Source organism: Kribbella sp. NPDC104740 (assembly GCF_055583505.1).
Window position 1 is genome coordinate 560,058 of record NZ_JBVJNV010000002.1, and the last position, 17,971, is coordinate 578,028.

General features: G+C 70.8%; 15 protein-coding genes. 11 read left to right on the forward strand and 4 right to left on the reverse strand.

The window, feature by feature from the left end:
• Positions 1–15 precede the first annotated feature (15 nt).
• The 10 genes from ACZ6Z4_RS12245 (at position 16) to ACZ6Z4_RS12290 (ending at position 12,716) form a co-directional block, all read left to right on the forward strand.
• Complete coding sequence (locus ACZ6Z4_RS12245) at positions 16–1,572, forward strand: PucR family transcriptional regulator (RefSeq protein WP_465561935.1); 1,557 nt, start codon at positions 16–18, stop codon at positions 1,570–1,572.
• A gap of 143 nt (positions 1,573–1,715) precedes the next feature.
• On the forward strand, positions 1,716–3,644 hold the full coding sequence (gene uraD, locus ACZ6Z4_RS12250; RefSeq protein ID WP_465561937.1) for a 2-oxo-4-hydroxy-4-carboxy-5-ureidoimidazoline decarboxylase: 1,929 nt from the start codon (positions 1,716–1,718) through the stop codon (positions 3,642–3,644).
• Positions 3,644–5,077, forward strand: coding sequence for a xanthine dehydrogenase small subunit (locus ACZ6Z4_RS12255; RefSeq protein WP_465561939.1), 1,434 nt, complete (start codon positions 3,644–3,646; stop codon positions 5,075–5,077). Before uraD (ACZ6Z4_RS12250) ends, ACZ6Z4_RS12255 begins: the two co-directional genes overlap by 1 nt.
• A complete protein-coding gene (xdhB, locus tag ACZ6Z4_RS12260) occupies positions 5,074–7,440 on the forward strand; it encodes a xanthine dehydrogenase molybdopterin binding subunit (protein WP_465561941.1) in 2,367 nt (788 codons plus the stop codon). Before ACZ6Z4_RS12255 ends, xdhB begins: the two co-directional genes overlap by 4 nt.
• Positions 7,441–7,457: 17 nt before the next feature.
• The gene (gene xdhC, locus ACZ6Z4_RS12265) at positions 7,458–8,285 is read left to right on the forward strand and encodes a xanthine dehydrogenase accessory protein XdhC (RefSeq protein ID WP_465561943.1); all 828 of its coding nucleotides are present in this window, start codon (positions 7,458–7,460) and stop codon (positions 8,283–8,285) included.
• A complete protein-coding gene (gene guaD / locus ACZ6Z4_RS12270) occupies positions 8,282–9,571 on the forward strand; it encodes a guanine deaminase (RefSeq protein WP_465561945.1) in 1,290 nt (429 codons plus the stop codon). The genes xdhC and guaD overlap by 4 nt, the downstream gene beginning before the upstream one ends.
• Positions 9,571–10,077: a 2-oxo-4-hydroxy-4-carboxy-5-ureidoimidazoline decarboxylase gene (uraD, locus tag ACZ6Z4_RS12275; RefSeq protein WP_465561947.1), complete on the forward strand. Its 507-nt coding sequence runs from the start codon at positions 9,571–9,573 to the stop codon at positions 10,075–10,077. The genes guaD and uraD (ACZ6Z4_RS12275) overlap by 1 nt, the downstream gene beginning before the upstream one ends.
• Positions 10,074–10,430: a hydroxyisourate hydrolase gene (gene uraH, locus ACZ6Z4_RS12280; protein ID WP_363673683.1), complete on the forward strand. Its 357-nt coding sequence runs from the start codon at positions 10,074–10,076 to the stop codon at positions 10,428–10,430. Before uraD (ACZ6Z4_RS12275) ends, uraH begins: the two co-directional genes overlap by 4 nt.
• Before the next feature lie 4 nt (positions 10,431–10,434).
• Positions 10,435–11,340 (forward strand): factor-independent urate hydroxylase, encoded by a 906-nt coding sequence (gene pucL, locus ACZ6Z4_RS12285; protein ID WP_363673681.1) that lies wholly within the window; start codon positions 10,435–10,437, stop codon positions 11,338–11,340.
• Positions 11,341–11,345: 5 nt separating this feature from the next.
• On the forward strand, positions 11,346–12,716 hold the full coding sequence (locus ACZ6Z4_RS12290; RefSeq protein WP_465561950.1) for an 8-oxoguanine deaminase: 1,371 nt from the start codon (positions 11,346–11,348) through the stop codon (positions 12,714–12,716).
• Between the two features lie 377 nt (positions 12,717–13,093).
• Here the strand turns inward: ACZ6Z4_RS12290 and ACZ6Z4_RS12295 are convergent, their stop codons facing one another.
• Positions 13,094–13,270, reverse strand: a complete 177-nt coding sequence (locus ACZ6Z4_RS12295) for a hypothetical protein (RefSeq protein WP_465561952.1) — start codon at positions 13,268–13,270, stop codon at positions 13,094–13,096.
• A 530-nt stretch (positions 13,271–13,800) separates the two neighbouring features.
• Positions 13,801–15,036 (reverse strand): DUF6986 family protein, encoded by a 1,236-nt coding sequence (locus ACZ6Z4_RS12300; protein ID WP_465561954.1) that lies wholly within the window; start codon positions 15,034–15,036, stop codon positions 13,801–13,803.
• A 129-nt stretch (positions 15,037–15,165) separates the two neighbouring features.
• Here ACZ6Z4_RS12300 and ACZ6Z4_RS12305 point away from each other — a divergent pair, with 129 nt between their 5' ends.
• On the forward strand, positions 15,166–15,927 hold the full coding sequence (locus tag ACZ6Z4_RS12305) for an IclR family transcriptional regulator (protein ID WP_465561956.1): 762 nt from the start codon (positions 15,166–15,168) through the stop codon (positions 15,925–15,927).
• On the opposite strand, the gene ACZ6Z4_RS12310 is transcribed toward ACZ6Z4_RS12305, so the two are convergent.
• Both ACZ6Z4_RS12310 and ACZ6Z4_RS12315 read right to left on the reverse strand, forming a co-directional pair.
• Positions 15,924–16,913 (reverse strand): NADPH:quinone reductase, encoded by a 990-nt coding sequence (locus ACZ6Z4_RS12310; protein ID WP_465561958.1) that lies wholly within the window; start codon positions 16,911–16,913, stop codon positions 15,924–15,926. The genes ACZ6Z4_RS12305 and ACZ6Z4_RS12310 overlap by 4 nt on opposite strands.
• The gene (locus tag ACZ6Z4_RS12315; protein ID WP_465561960.1) at positions 16,910–17,875 is read right to left on the reverse strand and encodes an NmrA/HSCARG family protein; all 966 of its coding nucleotides are present in this window, start codon (positions 17,873–17,875) and stop codon (positions 16,910–16,912) included. Before ACZ6Z4_RS12315 ends, ACZ6Z4_RS12310 begins: the two co-directional genes overlap by 4 nt.
• Between the last annotated feature and the right edge of the window lie 96 nt (positions 17,876–17,971).

Below are 17,971 nucleotides of genomic sequence, written 5' to 3' on the forward strand. Positions count from 1 at the left end.
GGGAGGTGATCCACGATGCTGCTGTCCGAACTCTTCGGCGCACCGGAGCTAGGTCTGCGTCTGCTGTACCAGGCGCAGGACGCCTCGGACCGCCCGGTCGGCCGGCTCGTCACCACCGACTTGCTTGAGCCCGGCAACTACCTGAGCGGCGGCGAACTGGTCCTGACCGGTCTGGTCTGGCGCCGCGGTCCCACCGACAGCGAGACCTTCGTGGCGTCGGTCGCCGGACGCGGCGCGACGACGATCCTGGCCGGGAAGGCGCTCTTCGGCACGATCCCGCAGGATCTGGTCGAAGCGTGCCGCCGGCATCAGCTGACGCTGCTCGAGGTGCCGACCGAGGTCGCGTTCGCCGACGTCACCGAGTACGTCGCGGCCGCGTCGGACAGCGGCGCGCGGCTGTCCGCGAGCCTGGTCCGGCAGCGACAGTTGCTCTCGGCGATCGCCTCCGGGCGCAGCCTGGACGAGCTCGCGGCGCAGATCTCCGCCGACATCGGCCACACCTGTCGCGTGATCACGGCGACCGGGCGGCACGTCGTACCGGGGCCGGAGCCGCTCGACGATCTCACGCTCGACGCGGTGACGCGGCGCTTCCTGACCGCGGACCGGACGCCGGCCGTCGCGGACGCGGGCGACGCGGCGTACAGCGTGTTCCCGGTCGGGTCCGGGCTGGGCAACCGGCTGACGGCCTGGCTGCTGGTGATCGAGGGCGACCACTCGACCTGGCCGCGCGACCAGGTCGAGACCGTGCACGAGCTCTGCGCGATCGCCGCCCTCGACCGGGTCCGCCGCGACGAGGGCCGGCTCGCGCTGCGTCCATTGATGGCCGACGCGCTGAGCCTGGTCGAGTCCGGCGGCCCGTTGCCCGAGGTCACCACCCGGCTCCGCCAAGCAGGCGCCCAGCCGGAGCGCCCGCTGGTGGTCGTCGTCGCCGAGCTGCTCACGCCGCAGCCCGCCGATCAGGCACCGCGCGACGCGGGGTCGGCCGAAGTTGCTGTGACTGTCTTCGAAGATGTTGCCGGAACAATCGGACCGGCCACCGTCGCCCCCGGACGCGACGGGCTCCTCATCGGATTGTTGCCTTGGGCACCTGATCTTCCCGTTCTCCTCCGGCGCGCGTTCGGCCGGCTCGCACCCGGCCTCGGCCGCTCCCGCATCGCCGTCGGCATCAGCGGCGAGACCGCCGTCGACGCCCTCGCCGGCGCCCTCGAGGAAGCCCGCTTCGCCCACCGCGTCGCCCGCGCGGGCACCACGCCGATCTCCGTCGTCACCTCCGACCAGGTCGCCTCCCACGTGCTCCTGCTCGCCACCGTCCCGGACGACGTACGGCGGACGTACACGCACCGCGTGCTCGGCCCGATGCTCGAGCACGACCGCAAGACCGGTGGCGAGCTGCTCGCCACCTTGCGCGAGTTCCTCGCCTGCTCCGGTTCCTGGTCCCGGACCGCGGAAGCGATGCACCTGCACGTCAACACGGTCCGGTACCGGATCGAACGCGTAGAGCAACTGACCGGTCGCGATCTGTCCCAGCTGGAGGACAAGATCGACGTGTTCCTGGCGCTCAAGTCGCTCTGAACCACGCCCTTTGGGTGATCGCACAGATCCGGCCCCACCCCGGGGGCCGATCTTCGGAGGTTCGTCGATAGCCCGCGACCACCCGGTGATCGCAAGCTGTCGTGCAGGTCACAATCCGCCGCCGACCCCTTGGAGGGTGTTCGATGAAGGCAGCCCTGCGCCCCCGCCGCCACACCGCTCGTCATCCCGTCGACGAGGTGATGTCCCCCGGGCGGCTCGCCGTCTACGGCACCCAGCACGTGCTCGCGTTCTACGCCGGCGCGGTGATCGTCCCGATCCTGCTGGCGAACTCGATCGGCCTCACCACCGAGCAGTTGGTGCACCTGATCAACGCCGACCTGTTCACCTGCGGCATCGCCTCGATCATCCAGTCCGTCGGGTTCTGGAAGGTCGGCGTCCGGCTCCCGCTGCTGCAGGGTGTCACCTTCACGGCAGTCTCGCCGATGATCGCGATCGGCCTGGCCGCGGGCGGTGGGACCGACGGCCTGCTGGTCATCTACGGCGCCGTCCTGGTCGCCGGTCTCGCGACGTTCTTCATCGCACCGTTCTTCAGCCGGCTGATCCGCTTCTTCCCGCCGGTCGTCACCGGCTCGGTGATCACGATCATCGGGCTGGCGCTGCTGCCGGTCGCCGCCGCGGACGCCACCGGCGGTGCCGGGCCGACCTCGGACCCGACCAGCGGCAAGAACCTCGCGTACGCCCTGGGCACGCTCGCGCTGATCGTGCTGATCCAGCGCGTCTTCAAGGGCTTCATGGCCACCGTCGCGGTCCTGGTCGGCCTGGTCGTCGGCACGCTGGTCGCCTGGGCGCTCGGGGACGCGCACTTCGGCGCCGTCGCCGACTCCGGCTGGGTCGGCGTGACGACTCCCTTCTACTTCGGCTGGCCGCAGTTCTCGGTCGCCGCGATCATCTCGATGGTCGTCGTGATGCTGATCACCGCGGTGGAGACGACTGGTGACGTCTTCGCGACCGGTGAGATCGTCGAGAAGCGGATCGGCCGCGAGGACATCGCCCGGGCGCTGCGCGCCGACGGCCTGGCCACCACGATCGGCGGCGTCTTCAACTCCTTCCCGTACACCTGCTTCGCGGAGAACGTCGGACTGGTCCGGCTGACCCGCGTGAAGAGCCGCTGGGTGGTCGCCGCGGCCGGCGTCATCATGATCATCCTGGGGCTGCTGCCGAAGGCCGGCGCGATCGTGGCCGGCATCCCGCACCCGGTGCTGGGCGGTGCCGCGCTGGCGATGTTCGCCACCGTCGCCGTGGTCGGGTTCCAGACCCTGACCAAGGTCGACTTCCACGACCACCGCAACGTGGTGATCGTCGCGACCAGCGTCGGGCTGGCGATGTACGTGACCGCGCAGCCGCAGGTCGCGCAGGCCGTGCCGGACTGGGCCGAGATCATCTTCGGCAGCGGCATCACGCTGGGCAGCCTGACCGCGATCCTGCTGAACCTGCTCTTCCACCACGTCGGCAAGGACTTCGGTCCGGCCGTCGCCGGCCAGCCGGGCGAGGGCTCGGTCCGGCTGGACCAGGTGAACAAGATGTCGCGCGAGGAGTTCGTCGAGACCTTCGCCGGGCTGTTCCAGGGCCCGCGCTGGATGGTCGAGCGGGCCTGGGACATGCGGCCGTTCGCCGACACGCACGCGCTACGGCGGTCGTTCCAGGAGGCGCTGTTCTCCGGCTCGGTCGAGGAGCAGCGTGAGCTGATCCGCTCGTACCCGCAGCTCGGGTCGCAGCTGGTCGCGGACGGGCTGACCGGTGAGGCGTCGCTGCGGGACCAGGCGACCCGCGGGCTGACCTTCCTGGCCGAGCCCGAGCGCGACGAGCTGTCGTCGATCACCGAGCAGTACGAGGCGCGCTTCGGCTTCCCGCTGGTGATCTCGGTCCGGGACGCCGACTCGTTCAACCGGATCGTCGAGCAGGGCCGCGAACGGCTCGGCAACTGCGAGAACCAGGAGCACGCCGCGGCGTTGCTGGAGATCGCGAAGATCGCCGGCTTCCGCTTCGACGACTTCCTGACCGACGCCAACCCGATCCACAGTGCACGAACCAGCAGGTGGGGCAGCAACTGATGAGTACGACGATCAAGGTCAACGGCAACGATCTCCCGCTGGACGGCGCGAGCGTCCACACCACGGCCCTGGACTGGCTCCGCGACCGCGGACTGACCGGAGCGAAGGAGGGCTGCGCCGAGGGTGAGTGCGGCGCCTGCTCGATCCTGGTCGCCCGGCCGGGCATCGACACCCCGACCGAGTGGACCGCGGTCAACGCCTGCCTGATCCCGGCCGCCGCGCTGGACGGGCAGGAGCTGATCACCGCGGAGGGGGTGGGCAGCAGCGCCGACCTGCACCCGGTCCAGCAGGAGATGGCTGTCCGGGGTGGCTCCCAGTGCGGGTTCTGTACGCCGGGCTTCATCTGCAGCATGGCGGCCGAGTACTACCGGCCGACTCGTTCTTCAACTGAGTGTGAACACGAGCACGGGCCGAACGGGTTCGACCTGCATGCACTCAGTGGGAACTTGTGTCGATGCACCGGCTACCGACCGATTCGGGACGCTGCCTATGCGCTGGGCGATCCGGACGCCAACGACACACTGGCGGCCAGGCGTTCAAGTCCTCCCCCGGCCCCCGTCGCCACCCGGATCGAGTCGGACGGCGCCGAGTTCGTCCGGCCCGCGCGGCTGGACGAAGTACTGGACGTGATCGCCGAGTGCCCCGAGGCCAAGCTCGTCGCCGGCTCGACCGACGCGGGCGTCGAGGTCAACCTGCGCGGCGTCCGCTCCCCGCTCGTGGTCGCCGTCGACCGGCTGACCGAGCTGCGCGAGTTCTCCGTCGGCGACGACGAGATCCGCATCGGCGCCGCTCTGACGCTGACCGAGATCGAGCGGATGCTCGCCGGCCGCGTCCCGCTGCTGGCGCAACTCTTCCCGCAGTTCGCCTCCCGGCTGATCCGCAACGGCGCCACGATCGGCGGCAACCTCGGCACCGCCTCCCCGATCGGCGACACCCCACCGGCGCTGCTCGCGCTCGACGCCTCGCTCGTCCTTACCTCGCGCCGCGGCGAGCGGGTCGTCCCGCTGGCCGACTACTTCACCGGCTACCGGCAGACCCTCAAGGCGCCCGACGAGCTGATCCGCACGATCGTGATCCCGCGCCCGCTGGCCCGGCTGACCGCGTTCCACAAGATCGCCAAGCGCCGCTTCGACGACATCTCCAGCGTGGCCGTCGGCTACGCGTTCGACGTCACCGACGGGCTGATCAGTCAGGCGAGGATCGGCCTCGGCGGCGTCGCCGCGACCCCGTTGCGCGCCACCGCGACCGAGCAGGCACTGATCGGCCGGCCGTGGACCGACCGCACCATCCGCGAAGCGGCCGCCGTACTGGCGACCGAGGGCACTCCGATGGACGACCACCGCGCGAGCGCGTCGTACCGGTCGGCGATGCTCGGCCAGTCGCTGCTCCGCTTCCATGCCCAGCAACCCGACGTCGAGGGGGTCAGCGCATGAGCCAGCTGTCCGAGCGCCCCGCCCAGGCCGTCGTCGGCGTGCCGCTCCCGCACGAGAGCGCCGCGCTGCACGTCACCGGCGAGGCCCTGTACACCGACGACCTGGTCGTCCGGACCCGCGACGTCCTGCACGCCTACCCGGTGCAGTCGCCGCACGCGCACGCCCGGATCGTCGAGCTGCGCGTCAAGCCGGCGTACGACGTACCGGGCGTGGTTCGCGTGCTCACGTCCGAGGACGTCCCGGGCGTGAACGACGCCGGGGTGAAGCACGACGAGCCGCTCTTCCCGAACGAGGAAGTGATGTTCCACGGCCACGCGATCTGCTGGGTGCTCGGCGAGACCCTGGAGGCCGCACGGCTCGGCGCGGCCGCCGTCGAGGTCGAGTACGACGAACTGCCGTCGCTGATCGGCGTCCGCGAAGCGATTGCCGCAGGCAACTTCCAGGGCACCGGCCGGCACCTCGAGCACGGTGACGTCGACGCGGCCTTCGGCACCGCGGCGCACGTGTTCGAGGGCGAGTTCGAGTTCGCCGGCCAGGAGCACTTCTACCTGGAGACGCACGTCGCGCTGGCTCTGGTCGATGAAGGCGGGCAGATCTTCGTGCAGAGCAGCACGCAGCACCCGTCGGAGACGCAGGAGATCGTCGCGCACGTGCTCGGCGTCGCCAGCCACGCGGTCACCGTGCAGTGCCTGCGGATGGGCGGCGGCTTCGGCGGCAAGGAGATGCAGCCGCACGGGTTCGCCGCGATCGCCGCGCTCGGCGCGACGCTGACCGGCCGCCCGGTCCGGCTGCGGCTGAACCGCACCCAGGACGTGACGATGTCCGGCAAGCGGCACGGCTTCCACAGCCGCTGGCGGGTCGGCTTCGACGACGACGGCCACCTGCTCGCGCTCGACGCGACGCTGACCGCCGACGGCGGCTGGAGCCTCGACCTGTCCGAACCCGTGCTGGCGCGCGCGATGTGCCACATCGACAACGCGTACTGGATCCCGAACGTGCGCGTCGACGGGCAGATCGCGAAGACCAACAAGACCTCGCAGACCGCGTTCCGCGGGTTCGGCGGGCCGCAGGGCATGCTCGTGATCGAGGACCTGCTCGGGCGCTGCGCGCCACTGCTCGGGTACGACGCGATGGAGCTGCGGCGGCGCAACCTGTACCAGCCCGGCCACACCACGCCGTACGGGCAGCCGGTGCGGCACGCCGAGCGGCTGGAGGCGTGCTGGAGCGAGGTGCTGCTTGGCGGGGAGATCGCGCAGCGGCAGGCCGAGATCTCGCGATTCAACGCGTCGCATCCGCATCTGAAGCGCGCGATCGCCGCGACGCCCGTCAAGTTCGGGATCTCGTTCAACCTGACCGCGTTCAACCAGGCGGGTGCGCTGGTGCACGTCTACAAGGACGGGTCGGTGCTGATCAACCACGGCGGCACCGAGATGGGTCAGGGACTGCACACGAAGATGCTGCAGGTCGCCGCCACGACGCTCGGCGTACCGCTGGAGCGGGTGCGGCTGGCGCCGACGCGCACCGACAAGGTGCCGAACACGTCGGCGACGGCCGCGAGCTCGGGCGCGGACCTGAACGGCGCCGCGATCAAGAACGCGTGCGAGCAGATCCGTGAGCGGCTCGCGCAGGTCGCCGGTGGGCGGCTCGGGATCGGTGCGCACGACGTGCGGTTCACCGACGGGGTCGTGCGCGGGCTCTCGGGTGACGGCGTGCCGTGGGAGGAGATCGTCAGCGCGGCGTACTTCCAGCGGGTGCAGCTGTGGGCGGCCGGCTTCTACCGGACCGAGGGCCTGCACTGGGACGCCAACGCGATGCACGGCGAGCCGTTCAAGTACTTCGCGTACGGCGTCGCGGCGTCCGAGGTCGAGGTGGACGCGTTCACCGGCAGCTACACGCTGCGCCGGGTCGACATCGTGCACGACGTCGGCGACAGCCTCAGCCCGCTGATCGACATCGGCCAGATCGAGGGCGGTTTCGTCCAGGGCGCCGGGTGGCTGACGCTGGAGGATCTGCGCTGGGACGAGTCGACTGGACCCAATCGCGGGCGGCTCTCGACGCAGGCGGCCAGCACGTACAAGCTGCCGAGCTTCTCGGAGATGCCGCAGGTCTTCAACGTGCATTTGCTGGAGAAGGCGCATGAGGACGGCGCGGTCTACGGCTCGAAGGCGGTTGGTGAGCCGCCGCTGATGCTCGCGTTCTCCGTGCGGGAGGCGCTACGGCAAGCAGCAGCTGCGTTCGGCCCAGAGGGCACGAGCGTCGACCTGCCCTCGCCGGCGACCCCGGAAGCGGTGTACTGGGCGCTCACCGCAGCCCGCTCGTCGCTCCCCGCCGACGCCCTCTCTTTCAACCTGAGCGGAGTGTGAGGACCGCCATGGAGTGGATGCGAGCAGTTCAGCGCCTCCGGGAGCAGCGTCAGCCTGGCGTACTGATGACCGTCCTGTCGGTGCGTGGGCATTCGCCGCGGGAGGCGGGCGCCAAGATGGTCGTCGGCCCTGAACAGACCTGGGCGACCGTTGGTGGCGGCAACCTGGAGATGGTTGCCGTCGACCGCGCTCGGGTGATGATCGCCGAGGGGCTGACCGAGCCCGAGGTGCTGGAGTTCGCGCTGTCCGACAAGGCGCCGTACCAGCAGGCCGTGCAGTGCTGCGGCGGTGAGATGAAGCTGCTGCTCGAGCCGCTGGCCGTCGTACCGTCGGTGGCGATCTTCGGCGTCGGCCACGTCGGCCTCGAGCTGGCGCGGATCCTGGCCCGGCACGACATCGAGCTGCACCTGATCGACTCCCGGCCCGACCAGCTGACGACCGAAAGGTTGTCTGTCCTCGACGACGCCGTCGCCGGCGTGCACGTGCACCAGGTCCCGGTTCTCCCCGAGCTCGTCGTCGGCGAGCTCCCACCGGGCACCCACGTCCTGGTGATGACCCACGACCACGCCGAGGACGCCGCCCTCTGCGACGCCGCGATCCGCAACGAGCAGCTGGCGACGATCGGCCTGATCGGCTCCAGCGCCAAGTGGGTCCGGTTCCAGCGCAAGCTCGCCGAGGACGGCAACCCGCCCGAGGCGATCGCCAGGATCACCACCCCGATCGGTCTGCCGGACCTGCCCGGCAAGGAGCCGGCCACCATCGCCGTCAGCGTGGCGGCCCGGCTGCTCCAGGAATTCAATGCCGAGCGCAACCAAGCGCCGGCCAGAAGTGAGGCACAAGCATGACGCTGTTCCGAGGCACGTTCCTCGACACCCCGGCCAACCCGTTCACCGGCGGCACCCTGCGGGTCGCCACCGACGCCGCGCTGCTGGTGGTGGACGGGGTGATCCAGGCCCGCGGCCCGTACGCCGAGCTGCGCCGCGCGCACCCGGCCGAGCTGGTCGTCGACCTGACCGGTGGACTGGTGCTGCCGGGGTTCGTCGACACGCACGTGCACTTCCCGCAGATCCGCGCCGTCGGCGGGATGGGGATGCCGCTGATGGAGTGGCTGGACAAGTACGCGCTGCCCGAAGAGGCGCGGATGGCCGACCCGGCGTACGCCGGAAGTGTCGCCGACGAGTTCGTCCGCGGTCTCGCGGCCGCCGGGACGACGAGCGCGCTGGTCTTCGGCGCCCACTACGTCGACGCCATGGACACGCTGTTCGCCGCCGCCTCCCGGGTCGGACTGCGGGTCACCAGCGGCCTGGTCGTCAGCGATCGGCTGCTGCGTCCCGACCTGCTGACCACCCCCGACCGCGCGCACGCGGACTCCGTCGCACTCGCTTCGCGCTGGCACGGCGTCGGCCGCAACCGGTACGCCGTGACGCCGCGCTTCTCGCTGTCCTGCACCGACGAGCTGCTCGCCGCCTGCCACGCCGTACTGGACGACGTACCGGACGCCTGGTTCACCTCGCACCTGAACGAGAACGACGCCGAGATCGCCACCGTCGCCGAGCTGTTCGGCGGCAGCGACTACCTGAGCACCTACGACAAGCACGGTCTGGTCGGCCGCCGCAGCGTCTTCGCGCACAACGTGCACCCGACCGACGTCGAGCTGAAGCTGCTCGGGACCAGCGGCGCGACCGTCGCGCACTGCCCGACCAGCAACGCCGCGCTCGGCAGCGGGCTGTTCCCGATCGGCCGGCACCTCGACCACGGCGTACGGGTCGCGCTCGGCTCGGACGTCGGCGCGGGCACCGGTTTCTCGCTGCTCAAGGAGGGGCTGCAGGCGTACTTCTGCCAGCAGCTGCTCGGCGACCACGGCCACCCGCTGACCTCGGCGCACCTGTTGCACCTGGCAACCGCTGCCGGAGCCGAGGCGCTCGGCTTGGACGAGGTCGGTGACCTCAGCGTCGGCAAGCGCTTCGACGCCCAGCTGCTGCGGCCCGCCGACAGCTCGCCGCTGGCCGTCGGCATCACGCACGCCGCCGACGCCGAAGAGGTGCTGGCCCGGATCTTCACGCTCGGCACCCCGGCCGACGTGCGCGCCGTCTGGATCGACGGCGAACTGCTGACCACTGGGGAGAACTGATGGATCTGCCTGCCTTCAACACCGGACCGGCCGACCGGCTGAGACCGATGCTGGCCGCCTGCTGCGACGTCGACCGCTGGGTCGAACGCGTGCTCGCCGGCCGCCCGTACGACGACCTCGCGGCACTGACCGCGGTCGCGAGCCGGACCGCGGAGACGTTCAGCGACGCCGAGGTCGAGAAGGCGCTCGCCGCGCACCCGCGGATCGGCGACCGGGCCAACGGCAACGGCACCGAGGCCGCGTGGTCGCGGGACGAGCAGTCCGGGGTCGGCGACGACGTTTCTGTCCGGGCCTCGCTTGCCGAGGGCAACCGAGCGTACGAGCAACGATTCGGGCGGGTCTTCCTGATCTGCGCGACCGGGCTGTCGGCGGCCGAGATGCTGGCGTCCCTGCGCGAGCGGCTGGGGAACGACGACGCGACCGAGCGGGCCGTCGTACGGGACGAGCTGCGCAAGATCGCCGTGCTCCGGCTGACCAAGGTCGTCGACCAGGAGGTGGGAGTGTGAGCACCGTCAGCACGCACGTCCTCGACACCGCGCTCGGGCGACCGGCCCGCGGCGTACCGGTCCGGCTGTCCCGGATCGGCACCGAGCGCCCGGGCGACCGGGCCGCCGACCTGGTCGTCGAGCTCGGGTCCGGCCGGACCAACGACGACGGCCGCGTCAACGACCTGACCCCGCACGGGCTCGCGCCCGGCACCTACCAGCTCTGGTTCGACGTCGCCGCGTACGCGGCCGCGTCCGGCCAGGAGATCTTCTTCCCCGAGGTCACCGTGACCTTCACGATCACCGACGAGCGGCACCACCACGTCCCGCTGCTGCTCAGCCCGTTCGCCTTTTCCACCTATCGAGGGAGCTGACCCGATGGCGATCCACCTGGGAGCCAACCAGTACGGCAAAGCCGAGAGCCGCGTCGTCCGCATCTACCGTGACACCGCCCGCCACCAGATCCGCGACCTGAACGTCTCCTCCGCGCTGCGCGGCCGCTTCGAGGACGCGCACACCACCGGCGACCAGGCCGAGGTGCTGCCGACCGACACCCAGAAGAACACCGCGTTCGCGTTCGCCAAGGAGAAGGGCGTCGGCGCCATCGAGGACTTCGCGCTGACCCTCGGCGACCACTTCCTCGAGGCGACCCCGGCCGCCGACGGCGCCCGGATCGCCGTCGAGGAGTACCCGTGGGAGCGGATCGTCGCCGACGGGCAGGAACACGACCACTCCTTCGTCCGCTCCGGCAGCGGCGTCCGGTCCACGATCGTCAACGTCGAGGGCCGGGGTGCGGAGCGTACGGCGTACGTGGTGTCGGGCATCCACGACCTGGTGGTGCTGAAGTCGACCGGCTCGGAGTTCCACGGGTTCCGCAAGGACAAGTACACGACGCTGCCGGAGACCGACGACCGGATCCTGGCCACGTCGCTGGTCGCCCGCTGGCGCTACGACCACACCGACGTCGACTGGGACAAGTCGTACGACGGGATCAAGGCGCTGCTGCTCGAGCAGTTCGCGAAGATCCACAGCTACGCGCTGCAGCAGACGCTGTACGGGATGGGCTCGGCCGTGCTGGAGCAGCACCCGGAGGTCGCCGAGATCAAGTTCTCGGCGCCGAACAAGCACCACTTCCTGGTCGACCTGTCGCCGTTCGGGGTCGACAACCCCGGCGAGGTCTTCATCGCCGCCGATCGCCCGTACGGGCTGATCGAGGCGACGGTCGTGCGCGACGACGCCTCCGACGCCGGGAGCGCGTGGCACGCCGTACCGGGGTTCTGCTGAGCTCGATGGCTGAGCGCGGCACTGTGACGACCGTCGTCGACGCGGCGGCGGTCGTCACCCTCGATCCTCACCGGCGGGAGTTCACGACCGGTCATGTAGTTGTCCAAGGCAATCAGATTGTTGCTGTCGGCGACGGTCCGGCACCGGCGTACGAAGGTGCGCGGGTGGTGGACGGGCGGGGGTGCGTGGTCACGCCCGGGTTCGTCAACACGCACCAGCACTTGTATCAGTGGGTGACGCGCGGACTGGTGCCCGATGCCGGGCTGTTCGAGTGGCTGACGACGCTGTACCCCGCGTGGGCGGGGATCGACGAGGAGGCGGTGCATGTCGCCGCGACGGGCGCGCTGGGGCAGCTCGCGCTGACCGGCTGCACGACGGCTTTCGACCACCATTACGTGTTTCCGCGAGATGGTGGGGACTTGCTGGACGCCGAGATCCGCGCCGCCGCAGACGTCGGGCTCCGCTTCCACCCCTCCCGCGGGTCGATGGACCTGAGCGAGAAGGACGGCGGGTTGCCTCCGGACTCAGTTGTGCAGGACCGCGACGAGATCCTCCTAGCCACCGAGTCGGCCATCGACCGCTGGCACGACCCTTCCTTCGGCTCGATGCTCCAGGTCGCCGTCGCGCCGTGCTCGCCGTTCAGCGTCACCCCGGAGCTCCTCCGCGAGGCCGCCTCGCTCGCCCGGACTCGCGGCGTACGGCTGCACACCCACCTGGCCGAAACCACCGACGAATCATCCTGGTGCGCCGACCGCTTCGGCTGCACTCCCGCGGAGTACGCGGAATCCGTCGGCTGGCTCGGCCCCGACGTGTGGTTCGCCCACGGCATCCACTTCACCGACGCCGAGATCAAACAACTCGGCTCGACCGGCACCGGCGTAGCCCACTGCCCGTCGTCGAACGCCCGCCTGGGCGCCGGCATCGCCCGAACCGCCGACCTCCTAGGCGCCGGTGTGCCGGTCGGCCTAGGCGTGGACGGCGCCGCCAGCAACGAAGCCGGCTCCCTGCTGGAAGAACTCCGCCACGCCGTCCTCTTCGCCCGAGCCCGAGGCGGCCCCGAGTCCCTGACCGTCCGAACAGCCCTCGAAATGGCCACCCTGCAAGGCGCCCGCCTCCTGGGCCGCTCCCACGAAATCGGCTCCCTCGAACCAGGCAAACTAGCCGACCTGGCCCTCTGGCGCCTAGACACCCTCCCCCACGCCGGCATCACCGACCCCGTCGCCGCCCTGGTCCTGAGCGCACCCCCACCGCTACAACTCCTCCTCGTCAACGGCCAACCGGTCGTCGAAAACAACCACCTGATCACCGTCGACGAGTCAGCAGTAGCCACCCAGGTCACCCGCACCCAACAAGCGCTACTCACCAAAGCCGGCTGACCACCCCGGCGGGCGGCCACCGTGCCGCCCGCCGACGCCCACCAACCGCCGCCGGCGGACGCCCACCACTCACTAACCCTGCGCACCCCACGGCCGGCACGCTCAGACAAGCCAACCACCCGGCCCGCCGACGAGGTTGGTGAGTGGTGCACGTCCCCCACCGGGGAGCGCCGGCAACGGTCACCACCCACCAACCGCCGCCGGCGGACGCCCACCACGCTCAACCCCCGCCTCCATCCCCCTCAACCACCCGACTTGCACGGTGCTGGGCGACGCCCTGGCCAGCCAGGCAATCGCGCAACCGGGGCCGTCGGCCCGCGCGCCTTCACGCGGACACCCACCACTCACCAACCCTGCGCAGCCCACACCTGGCACGCTCAGACGCGTCCCCCACGCGGCCCGCTTGGGAGGTTGGTCAGTGGTGCACGTCCGTCGACGGCGACGCACGCGCACAGACGCTTGACCGCGGACCGCACGAAGCCGCCCCAGCCCACGGCCTGACGGGCGGCGACAGTCAGCAGGTTGATCGCTCTGGTGATGGCGAGAGCGGCCATCAGGCGCTCCCAGCCAATCACCCAGTGCCGCGCCCGCCAGCCCTCACCCCGGCCACCGAGGGCGCGAGCGCGGCGCAGACGCGGACTCGGCGCCGTGTAGGCGCAGCGCGGGTTCGGGCGCGGGTGCGGCGCAGGCGCGGATGCGGTCTGGGTGCGGGTTCCGGGCAGGGGCAGCGCGCGAGTGTGGGCTCGACGCCGGTGCCTGCTCGAGCTTGGTCCCGGCGCGGATGCTGGCTCGGGCTCGGCGCGGGCGGCGCAGGTCGGCGCGGCCTGCGCACCGGCTCGGGTACGGGCGCGGCGCGGCTACGGGCGTGGGCTCGGCGCGGGCCGGGGTCGCCGCGGGGCATGCGCTCGGCTCCGACGCGGGCACGGGTCGGCGCGGAGCAGCGCGGATCCAGCGCAGCTCGGCGCGGGTGCGAGCGCGGGCTCGGCGCAGGTTCGGGTTCGGGTTCGGGTTCGGGTTCGGCGTGGGCTCTGGGGCACGTGAAGCATTTCTCCGTGCCGATCCGGCCGTCAGGGGTGGGGCGGGGTCAGGCGGGTTGGGGGCGGTTCGCGAGTGTCGCGAGTGTTTTCTGGTCCAAGCCTGTCAGGGCTTCGACCTCTTCCTGGGTGGCGGCGCCGCATTCGGTGGCTCTTAGGACGTAGCTTGCCAGGGCCTTCGCGGTGGCGGGCTCGTCCAGGTAGGCCGAGTCTGACTTGGTGGTGTAGGCCAGTAGACGGGCGGCGGCCTCTGTGAGGCCTTCTCGGTAGAAGGTGTAGGTCGCGGCGTAGCGGGTGGGGAGTTGGGCGGGGTGCATGTCCCAGCCTTGGTAGATGCCTCGTTCTAGGGAGCGGCGGACGAGGCGGGCGTGGAGGTGCCAGGCGGCGTGGACTGCTGCGCGGTCGCCGATCGGGAGGACGTTGGTGGAGCCGTCGGAGATGAAGACGCCGGTTCCGGCGGCGGAGAGTTGCATGATGTTTTTGGCGTGGTCGGCCGCGGGGTGTTCCATGCTTTGGTAGGCCGCAGCAATGCCAAGGGAGGCTGAGTAGTCGTAGGTGCCGTAGTGGAGGCCGGTGACGCGGCCGGTGCCGGCGGTGATCATCAGCGGGATCAGGGCGATGCCGTTGGGGCCGAGGATCGACTGGGGGGTTTCGATCTGGATCTCGAAGCCGAGGCGTGGGAGGGAGTGCGCCTGTTCGACGGCGTCGAGGACCGTCACCATGGCCTCGATCTGTTCTACCGAGGTGACCTTGGCGAGGGTGATGACGAAGCCGTCGGTGACGGCACCGGCGAACTCGCCGAGGAAGAGGTCCAGGGTGCGGATGCTTCGGCGGCGGGTCGATGCCTCCAGGCACCTGATGCGCAGACCGTGGTACGGCGGTGCGGTGCCGGCCCGGACCGTCTCGGCCAGAGCACGAGCAGCGGCGACAGCGGCGGCGTCTTCTTCGTCGTCGGAGCGGTTGCCGTAGCCGTCCTCGAAGTCGATGCGGAGGTCCTCGATCGGTTCGGCGGTGAGCTTCGCGCGGACGTTGTCGTAGACGGCGGAGGTGTCAAAGGACAGCGCCTCGGAGAGCTCGGCGGCAGACCCCGCGGAAGCGTCCAGCGCGGCGACAGCGTCGGCACCCCAAGCTGCGACCGTCCCCACGCCGTACACGTCGGCCGGCACATAGACCGTGTGCACCGGCTGCCGCACTCCCCGATCTCCGGGGTACCGCGTGGTCAGTACGGCGTCGGCCTCGGCCAGGTGTCGGTCGAGCTCGCCGGCCAGGGCGTCGAGGTCAGTCATAGCCACCACCTTAGATCTCCGCGAATTCCGTAATGCGGAGACTATTATCTGCTCTGCGAAACCCACAAGAGCTTGAGCTTCCGGAATCTGGCGCTAGACTTCCGCCATCCGGAAACACCAGGAGGCGTCGTGGCGGAAGTGACGGGCACCGCCCGTTCGGGCAGCGTGCAGTCGATCGAGCGCGCCTTCGGGCTGCTCGAGCTGATGGCCGACGCGGGCGGCATGCTCGGCCTGTCCCAGCTCGCGACCGCCTCGGGTCTCCCGCTGCCGACCATCCACCGCCTGGTCCGCACGCTGGTCGATCTCGGCTACGTCCGCCAGGAGCCGTCGCGGCAGTACGTGCTCGGCCCGAAGCTGATCCGGCTCGGCGAGACCTCGTCGCACATGCTCAGCGTCTGGGCCCGCCCGCACCTGGCCCGCCTGGTCGACGAGCTCGGCGAGTCCGCCAACATGGCGATGCTCGACGGCGACCAGATCGTCTACCTGGCGCAGGTCCAGTCCCGGCACTCGATGCGGATGTTCACCGAGGTCGGCCGCCGCGTCCTGCCGCACTGCACCGCGGTCGGCAAGGCGATCATGTCCCAGCTGCCCGAGCCCGAGGTGCGCGACCTGCTGCAGCGCACCGGGATGCCGAAGCACACCGAGACGACGATCACCGACGTCGGGGAGTTCGCCGCGCAGCTCCGCAAGGCGCAGCAGGACGGGTACGCGACCGACGAGGGCGAGCAGGAGCTCGGGGTCCGGTGCATCGCCGTCCCGGTCCCCGACGTCCCGTCGCGCCTCGCGATGTCGATCTCGGGCCCGGCCGGCCGGATGACCGAGGCCCTGGTGGACCAGGCGATCCCGCTGCTCACGCAGGCCGCCCAGTCCCTGTCCGACGACCTGCGTTAGCGCACCCGCACGATCACGCGCGAGGTCCCCGACCCCTCCTCGACGTCCTCGTGCGCGGCCACGATCTCCTCCAGCCCGTACGCCGCCCGTACGTCGTACCGCAGATCGCCCGCGACCAGCGCGGCGGTGAGATCGCGCGCCGCGAGCTGGTTGGCCTCCTCCGGGAAGTCGTCGTTGCTGATGAACCGGACCGCCACGTTCTTGAACGCGAGCGACCAGTACGGCACCTTCGGCTGCGACTCGCCGGTCGCGTAGGTGTTCACCGAGCCGCCGTACCGCAGCACCTCGGCGGCCAGGTCGATCGTGTGGTCGAAGGCCAGGTCGGCGACCACGTCGATCGCGTCCGGCCCGACCGCATCCACGATCCGGTCCTTCAGATCCGCCCCACTCACGAACACGTGGTCGGCGCCGAGCTTCAGCGCCACCTCGCGCTCGGACTCACGCCGTACGGTCGCCAGAACCGTCGCGCCCGCGCGCCGCGCGGTGGCGAGTGCCGCCCGGCCGACGGCACCGGTCGCGCCGGTGACGAGAACATTGCCCCCGGCCACGTCTCCCCCGGCCAGCACCACCCGGTGCCCGGTGATCCCGGGAATCCCGAGCCCGGCCGCCTGGTCGGCGGCCACCGTGTCAGGAAGTACGACGGCGTGCCCCGACGGCACCACGGTCCACTCGGCCGCCGTACCGCCCGGCCGGTAGGACTGGGCCAGGAACACCCAGACCCGCTCGCCGATCCGGCCGGCCGACACACCGTTGCCCACGGCATCGATCACGCCGACGCCGTCGCCGTGCGGGATCACCCGCGGGAACGCCATCGTCGATCCCCAGTACCCCTGCCGCTTGCCGATGTCCCCGACGTGGATGCCGGAGGCCTCGACCCGGACCCGCACCTCACCCGGCGCGGGCTCGGGGACCGGCAGCTCGCCGACCTGCAGGACGTCGCGCGCGGCGCCCTGCGCGTCGTACCAGGCAGCACGCATGGTGCTCATCGGGCGATCTCGCCCTGGTGCTGCTCGAACCACTGCCGGAACGTCTGCAGCTGCGGGTTCAGCGCGCGGACCTCGTCGAGGTCGCGGGCGTCGCTGAACTGCCGGTGGTTCTCCGCGTAGAACTGGAACATGTTGCCGAACTCAACGGCACCGGGGAAGCCGAACGAGCGGAAGTCGTCCCAGCCGTGCGGCGCGTAGGTGACCGGCTCGCCGAGCACGTCGCTCATCACGTCGACGATCTGCTGGCCGGTCAGCTTGTCGCCGCCGATCGCGATCGTCCGGCCGGTGTACTCGTCGGTGCGGCGGAAGATGCCGAGCGCGGTCCGGCCGATGTCGCCGACCGCGATCGCGTTCAGCGGCGCGTCGTCCATCGGCAGGGTCAGCACCAACTGGTTGTTCTCGTCGCGCACCGGCCCGAGGTCGCTGGTCAGGTTCTCGTAGAACAGCGTCGTCTGCAGGAAAGTGCTCGGTACGCCGGACTGCCGGAACAGCTCGTCGGCCTCGCTCTTGGCGTCGAAGTGCGGCACCTTGTACCGGCCGTCGTCCAGGGTCGGGACGCGGTCGGTGTCACCGAAGTGCGGCCGGGTGTCGACGAGCGTCGACCAGATCACGTGCTCCACGCCGGCGTCGCGCGCGGCCCGGGCCGCGTTGCCGGCCTGCTCGAGCTCCATGTCGGCGGCCGACCGCGCGGCCACCTCGGCCTCGCTGCGCTGGGCGAAGTAGTTCGTCACCACGAACGCGCCGTACACGCCGTCGAAGGCCTTGCGCAGGCTCTCCTCGTCGTCGAGGTCGCCGGTGACGACCTCGGCGCCGGCCGCCGCCAGCTCCAGCGCCTTCGCGCTCTGCGGGTCACGGGCCACCGCCCGGACCGCGAACTCGCCCGTGGAGTCGGCCAGGATCGCCCGGACCAGGCCGCCACCCTGCGCGCCGGTCGCCCCGATGACCGCGATCGTCTTCGTCATATCAGTCCCGCTCCTTGATCGTCACGAATCTTGACTACTTCTGCAGCGTAGGCCGCCGCCCGGAGATAGTCAAATAAAGTGACGATCAAGCGCCAT

What these genes read in the sequence shown, in the direction of transcription:
- ACZ6Z4_RS12255 (WP_465561939.1), top strand. Translation starts at nt 3,644, where the DNA reads ATGAGTACGACGATCAAGGTCAACGGCAACGATCTCCCGCTGGACGGC.
- uraD (WP_465561937.1), top strand. Translation starts at nt 1,716, where the DNA reads ATGAAGGCAGCCCTGCGCCCCCGCCGCCACACCGCTCGTCATCCCGTC.
- ACZ6Z4_RS12310 (WP_465561958.1), bottom strand. Translation starts at nt 16,913, where the DNA reads ATGAGCACCATGCGTGCTGCCTGGTACGACGCGCAGGGCGCCGCGCGC.
- ACZ6Z4_RS12295 (WP_465561952.1), bottom strand. Translation starts at nt 13,270, where the DNA reads ATGGCCGCTCTCGCCATCACCAGAGCGATCAACCTGCTGACTGTCGCC.
- pucL (WP_363673681.1), top strand. Translation starts at nt 10,435, where the DNA reads ATGGCGATCCACCTGGGAGCCAACCAGTACGGCAAAGCCGAGAGCCGC.
- ACZ6Z4_RS12300 (WP_465561954.1), bottom strand. Translation starts at nt 15,036, where the DNA reads ATGACTGACCTCGACGCCCTGGCCGGCGAGCTCGACCGACACCTGGCC.
- ACZ6Z4_RS12315 (WP_465561960.1), bottom strand. Translation starts at nt 17,875, where the DNA reads ATGACGAAGACGATCGCGGTCATCGGGGCGACCGGCGCGCAGGGTGGC.
- xdhB (WP_465561941.1), top strand. Translation starts at nt 5,074, where the DNA reads ATGAGCCAGCTGTCCGAGCGCCCCGCCCAGGCCGTCGTCGGCGTGCCG.
- ACZ6Z4_RS12290 (WP_465561950.1), top strand. Translation starts at nt 11,346, where the DNA reads ATGGCTGAGCGCGGCACTGTGACGACCGTCGTCGACGCGGCGGCGGTC.
- uraD (WP_465561947.1), top strand. Translation starts at nt 9,571, where the DNA reads ATGGATCTGCCTGCCTTCAACACCGGACCGGCCGACCGGCTGAGACCG.
- guaD (WP_465561945.1), top strand. Translation starts at nt 8,282, where the DNA reads ATGACGCTGTTCCGAGGCACGTTCCTCGACACCCCGGCCAACCCGTTC.
- ACZ6Z4_RS12245 (WP_465561935.1), top strand. Translation starts at nt 16, where the DNA reads ATGCTGCTGTCCGAACTCTTCGGCGCACCGGAGCTAGGTCTGCGTCTG.
- xdhC (WP_465561943.1), top strand. Translation starts at nt 7,458, where the DNA reads ATGCGAGCAGTTCAGCGCCTCCGGGAGCAGCGTCAGCCTGGCGTACTG.